Source organism: Geminicoccus flavidas (assembly GCF_009806515.1).
GTDB classification, from domain to species: domain Bacteria; phylum Pseudomonadota; class Alphaproteobacteria; order Geminicoccales; family Geminicoccaceae; genus Geminicoccus; species Geminicoccus flavidus.
Genome location: NZ_WUJP01000177.1, coordinates 1 through 5,385 on the forward strand (window position 1 = coordinate 1; position 5,385 = coordinate 5,385).

At 70.3% G+C, this 5,385-nt stretch carries 6 protein-coding genes and 1 riboswitch; all 6 genes read right to left on the reverse strand.

Annotation, left to right across the window (positions count from 1 at the left end; translation table 11 throughout):
• On the reverse strand, positions 1-782 hold a 782-nt coding region (locus EQG76_RS04815), incomplete at its 3' end, for an ABC transporter substrate-binding protein (RefSeq protein WP_159711085.1).
• Complete coding sequence (locus EQG76_RS04820; protein ID WP_159711086.1) at positions 779-1,582, reverse strand: ABC transporter ATP-binding protein; 804 nt, start codon at positions 1,580-1,582, stop codon at positions 779-781. The genes EQG76_RS04820 and EQG76_RS04815, both read right to left, overlap by 4 nt.
• Positions 1,583-1,595: 13 nt before the next feature.
• Positions 1,596-2,549, reverse strand: coding sequence for a DUF1289 domain-containing protein (locus EQG76_RS04825; protein ID WP_159711087.1), 954 nt, complete (start codon positions 2,547-2,549; stop codon positions 1,596-1,598).
• Between the two features lie 283 nt (positions 2,550-2,832).
• Positions 2,833-3,041, reverse strand: a riboswitch (cobalamin riboswitch).
• A gap of 19 nt (positions 3,042-3,060) precedes the next feature.
• Positions 3,061-3,684 carry a glutathione transferase GstA gene (gene gstA / locus EQG76_RS04830; RefSeq protein ID WP_159711088.1) on the reverse strand — a complete coding sequence of 208 codons (624 nt, stop codon included), beginning with the start codon at positions 3,682-3,684 and terminating at the stop codon, positions 3,061-3,063.
• Positions 3,685-3,710: 26 nt separating this feature from the next.
• Complete coding sequence (locus EQG76_RS04835; protein ID WP_159711089.1) at positions 3,711-4,589, reverse strand: LOG family protein; 879 nt, start codon at positions 4,587-4,589, stop codon at positions 3,711-3,713.
• A gap of 144 nt (positions 4,590-4,733) precedes the next feature.
• A partial coding sequence (locus EQG76_RS04840; RefSeq protein WP_331463721.1) for a protein-L-isoaspartate O-methyltransferase family protein occupies positions 4,734-5,385 on the reverse strand: 652 nt, incomplete at its 5' end.

Consider the following 5,385-nt stretch of genomic DNA (forward strand, 5'->3'; position numbering starts at 1 on the left):
GGTTCGCGCTCCAGCACCGCTTCCCAGCCGACCGTGCCCCAGCTGGTTGGGACGTCGTCCATGACGTTGCGCCCGCCGGCCGCCTCGATCAGCGCGGTCGGCATGGCATGACGGCCGGCGGTGAACGGCTTGTCCTCGCCGGAATCGTAGAGGAACACGTCGACCGGCGCGCTGCCGGCGAGCTGAGCCTGGACCTCGGCGACGCGCGCCTGCCAGAGCTCGACCAGCGCCTCCGCCTTTTCCCGCCGGCCGAAGATCGCGCCGACATTGCGCACGTCTGCATAGAGCGTGTCGAGGCTGGCCTTGGGCTGGTCCGAATGGATGTGGACGCAGCTCTCGGTCAGCTCGTAGACGGCCACGCCATGTGCGCCCAGCGTATCCGGCGTCAATTCACCGCCCGGATTCATGCCGTAGTACCAGCCGGCGAAGAAGAAGTCGGGGTCGACGGCTAGCAGGTTCTCCATGGTCGGGTATTTGGGCGCCAGTTCCGGCAGGTCGTCCATCGCCTCCCGGAATTCCGGCGTCATCTTGTACCAACCGGTGATGCCGGTGAGGCCGACCATGTGTGGCTGCAAGTCCAGGGCGAACATGATCTCGCTGATGTTCTGATCGTGCGCCACCGCCCGCTGCGGTGCCTCGTCGAAGGTGATCGGCCGGCCGCAGCTCTCGACGGTGACCGGGAAGCCGGAAGCGGCGGCCGGGACTGGTGCCAGGACCAGGGGCAGCAGGGCCAGGGTTGCCAGGGCCGGCGAGCGGCGGAGCAGGGAGCGGAGGCGGTTCATGCGGACAGTGGCTCCGGGCGCGGAGGGGCCGGGTCGAAGGTGACGCGCGGCCGGTCGTGGAAAGGATGACGGTCGACCTTCGCGGCCACGGCGAAGGCGCGGCGGATCAGCTCGGGCGTGAGGATCTCGGCCGGCGTGCCGGCCGCCACGATCCGCCCGCCGTCCAGCACGACCAGCCGGTCGCAGAAGGCGGAGGCGAGGTTCAGGTCATGGAGGGCCGCCACCACGGCGCAGTTGCGCGCGCGGACCATGGCCAGCAGGTCGAGCTGGTAGCGGATGTCCAGATGGTTGGTCGGCTCGTCGAGCAGCAGCAGATCCGGCGTCTGGGCCAGCACCCGGGCGAGCATGACCCGCTGGCGCTCGCCGCCGGAAAGCCGTGCAAACGGCCGCTCGGCCAGTGCCGCCACGCCTGCGAGATCGAGAGCCTCGGCGACGATGGCATGGCCCTTCGCATCCGTACCACCAAACCGGCCATCATGGGGCAGGCGGCCGAGACTGGCCACCTCGGCCACGCTCAGGTCCAGATCCGGTGCCGCCTCCTGGAGCAGGATCGCCACGCGTCGGGCGACCGTCCGGGCGGAAAGCCGCCAGATGTCGGCCCCGTCCAGCAGGACACGGCCGGCGGAGGGCCGGCGCAGGCGGGCCAGGCAGTGCAGCAAGGTCGACTTGCCGGCCCCGTTCTCGCCCAGCAGGCCCACTACCTCGCCTGGCCGCACCACGAGATCGACCCCGGCAAGCAGGCTTCGCCCCTGCGTCCAGCAGGTCAGGCCCCCTACCTCCAGCAGGTTCACCACGGTCATGCCAGCACCAGTGTTATATTATATCATTCGCTGGAGCCCTAGCGGGCGATGCGTTGTTCGGCAAGCCGGCCTCGTCCGGGAACAGGCTGGCGCTGGGCACGTAGTCGGGCGGCAGCTCCAGGCCGGGCTCCAGTTCGCGGCCAGAGGCTAGCAGGTCCAGCTGGAGACGGGTGCGCGGCCCGGCCCGATCGTTGCGCAGGATCAGGCCCTCGGCCTCGATCCGCCCGAACGGTGAGATCGCAACCCAGCCGGGTGCTGCCTGCATCAGGGCCACGACCAGATCCGGCACGTCCTGCAGGGCAGTGCCACGCCCAGCCTTGAGCCTGGCCAGCAGGTCCGGATCGCGGCTGCGCACGCAAAGGCGCAAGGCGCGCCGGCCCAGGCCCAGATCGACCAGGACCGCATCGCACCCGCTCGGATCGAGCGCGTCCCGATCCGGCCCGATCGGCTCGATGCCAGCAGGATTGGGCGTGCGCAGTCGGGCGCGGTGCAGGGCCAGCACGAGCCTCGTGGCCCGCCCCTGCCCGTCGACCAGTTCGAAGGCACGCGCACCGGCCGGCAGCGTCAGGGCCGCGCGGCCGCCGCGGGTGGCGAGATGCAGGACGCCCGCCTCGATCACCGCACGCACCGGCCCGTCATCGGCCGCGAACTCGACGCTCGCGCCATGGACGCCGATCGCCCAGCGGGCTCCTGGCAGAAGCGACCGGTGGGCCAGATGTTCCAGAAGGGCGGCGCCCGCCAGCGGCAGGAGCCGGAACCTCAGGCCCAGGATCGCGTTGCGCCGGGGCAGATCGGCCCAGACGGCGCGCTGGGCGAAGGCCGGCATGTCCCGCCAGCCGGCCAACTCCTTCTCGCTGCGCCCGCAGCCCCCGCACCAGCCGGTGGCCTGGTCGATCTGGCAGATGCCGACGCAGGGAGAGGGCGGCATGCTCTGGGTGAGGTCCGGCGGCTTGGCACGCTCGCTCATCGGTCGTGCCTACCTTTGCGTCCAGGCGTGGCGGCAGTGCACGGGAGATCCGGCACGAGGGCAGTGATGATCATGGCTGTTCCCGACATTCGCGCGCGCCAGCCGGTCAGGGGCTGCGCAGGAAATGCCCCGGCCGGCCGCCGGGGCAGGCTCACTGCCGCAGAGCAGGCATCAGTCGCAGCGCAACGGCTGGGAACAGCAGGGGCGGGAACGGCAGGCAGGCGCCAGGACGCAGGAATGGTTCACGGTCGGACCTCCCGCCGGGACACCCCGCCCGGCGCATATGGTTGCACGATCGACGGCAGGTCTCCTGGCTCGCGGGTCCTCACCGACCTCCGACCTTCCCGGTTGCCCAGTGGTCATGCGCGGGAGGTCGATTCGCCGCTCACAGTTACGGGGGTAGCCAGGGACTGATGCCGGCCAGGCCAGCACGCACCCTGTTCCCTCTTGCCTCCCCCTTCGGCCGGGGGAACCGTCGACAGCCGCGATGATAGCCGGATCGGCGTTCCGGTCAAACCGGCTCGGCACCGCCGCCCAGCCCTTCCTCGGCTAGGGCCTGGCGCACCTTCGGCCGCTCAGCGACCCGCGCCAGGAAGGCCTCGAGCGCTGGATAGGGGGACAAGTCGATGCTCAGGTACCGCGTCCAGCTCAGGATCACGAACAGATAGGCGTCGGCGACCGTGAACCCGCTGCCGACCAGGAAGGGCCGGGTCGCCAGATGCGCGTCGAGCTCGGCAAACCGAACCGGCAGCCACTCCCTGACCTTCCCCCGCCACGCCTCCGGCGTGCTGGGATCCCACAGCGAGCCCAGGGGCTTGTGCAGCTCGGTCGCGACATAGCCCAGCCATTCCTGGACCCGCAGCCGGTCGCGGGTGCCGGGCGGCGGGAACAGGCCGGAGGTCGGCACCAGATCCGCCAGGTACTGCACCACCACCTGCGCCTCAGTGACCAGCTCGCCATCGTCCAGCACCAGGGCCGGCACGTAGCCGCGCGGGTTGACCTGGCGAAACTCCCGCCCGTCCTCCAGCCGGCCGGTCGGGATGTCGACCTTCACCAGGTCCACCGGCACCCCTGCCTCGCGCGCCGTGATGTGCGCCGCCAGCGAGCAGGCGCCTGGCGCGTAGTAGAGCTGCATGCCGTCTCTCCTCGGCCGTCCGGCCTTCAGACCCTGCCCCGGCGCACCCGCTTTGGCGGGTTGTTCAGGTGATAGTCGGTCACGATCCGGAACGCCTCGTCGGCGTCGTCGACGAACTGGAACAGGTCCAGGTCGTCTGGGCTGATCATACCCTCTTCCACCAGCATCTCGAAGTTGATCAGCCTGGTCCAGAACGCGCTGTCGTAGAGCAGCACCGGCATCCGCCGGCTCTTGCCGGTCTGGATCAGGCAGAGCGTCTCGAACAGCTCGTCCAGCGTGCCGAACCCGCCCGGGAAGGCCACCAGCGCCCGCGCCCGCATCAGGAAATGCATCTTGCGCAGGGCGAAATAGTAGAACTGAAAGCTCAGCTCCGGCGTCAGATAGGGGTTGGGCGCCTGTTCGTGCGGCAGCACGATGTTCAGCCCCGCGGTCTTGACCCCGGCCTCCGAGGCGCCGCGATTGGCAGCCTCCATGATGCCAGGCCCGCCGCCGGTGATGATGGTCAGCTCCCGGCCGGGATGGGCCTTGCTGAACTCGGCGATGAGCTGGCCAAAGCGTCGGGCGGCCGCATAGCCGCGCACATGGGTGGCAAGCCGCCTGGCGATCGCCAGCGCCCGCTTCAGCCGCGGATCGTCCGGATCACCGGCATGGGCCGCCTCGGCCGCGGCCAGTGCCGCCTCGGCCTCGCCATCATTGGGCACCCGCGCGCTGCCGAACACCACCACGGTGGAATCGATGCCGTGCTCTTCCAGGATCAGGTCGGGCTTGAGCAATTCCAGCTGGAAGCGGACCGGGCGCAGGTCCTTGCGCAGCATGAAGTCCGGATCGAGATAGGCCAGCCGGAACGCGGACGACCGGGTCTGCGGCGTGTCGGCTGGCCGGCTCTCGGGGCCACCCGAAATCATGGCCGGATCGTCCGCGGGATCGGGTTCGCCAGGACCGGGATCGAAGGGATCAGGAAGGTTCATCGGGCAGAAGAAATCCGACAGGTTGCCGGGCGGGCAGCCGCTCCGTCCGGCCAAGCTAGCGTCATAACGGTAAAGAATCTCCTATTGCCCGAGCGGCCGCGTGCTCAGCACCTGCCCGGCGAAGCCGTAAATGCGCTCGGCCGGCCGGGCCGCATCCTGCGGGCGGAGGCTGCGGGCCTGCCACAGGGCCTCCTTGTCGGCAAGACGCACCCCGTCCAGGATCCGCTCCTGGCGCGCATCGCGCAGCCCGCCCAGGGCCGGCTGGATGCAGACGCCGGACAAGGGCGTCACTCCGATCCCGTCCGGCCGGCGTTCCAGGAGAAGCAGGACACCGCCGCCATCGGCACCGGTGAAGGGTGCTGCCAGTCTGGCACCGTGCTGGAGTCGGCCCGGCCAAGCGGCCGGCAGGCCGGTGATGCCGCAGGTGAAGAGGATTCGGTCGAACGGCAGCTGGCTGAGATCGAACGCATCCATTGCCAGGACCTGGACGCCCGGCCACGGCCGCAGTGCCAGGCGGGCCCGTTCGGCCAGCGCCGGCACCGCCTCCAGCGCCGTGACCGCACCGGTGCTGCCGACGAGTTCGGCCAGGATGGCGGCCAGATAGCCGCTGCCGGCGCCCACCAGGAGCACGCGGGTGCCCGCCGGCACGGCCAGGCGGTCGATGACGAAGGCCCAAAGCTGTGGCTCCGCCTGCCACACATCGTGCTCAGGCTCGATCGCCACCCGCACGTCG

Coding starts and splice junctions, on each gene's coding strand:
- EQG76_RS04820 (WP_159711086.1), bottom strand. CDS start 1,582: ATGACCGTGGTGAACCTGCTGGAGGTAGGGGGCCTGACCTGCTGGACG.
- gstA (WP_159711088.1), bottom strand. CDS start 3,684: ATGCAGCTCTACTACGCGCCAGGCGCCTGCTCGCTGGCGGCGCACATC.
- EQG76_RS04825 (WP_159711087.1), bottom strand. CDS start 2,549: ATGAGCGAGCGTGCCAAGCCGCCGGACCTCACCCAGAGCATGCCGCCC.
- EQG76_RS04835 (WP_159711089.1), bottom strand. CDS start 4,589: ATGATTTCGGGTGGCCCCGAGAGCCGGCCAGCCGACACGCCGCAGACC.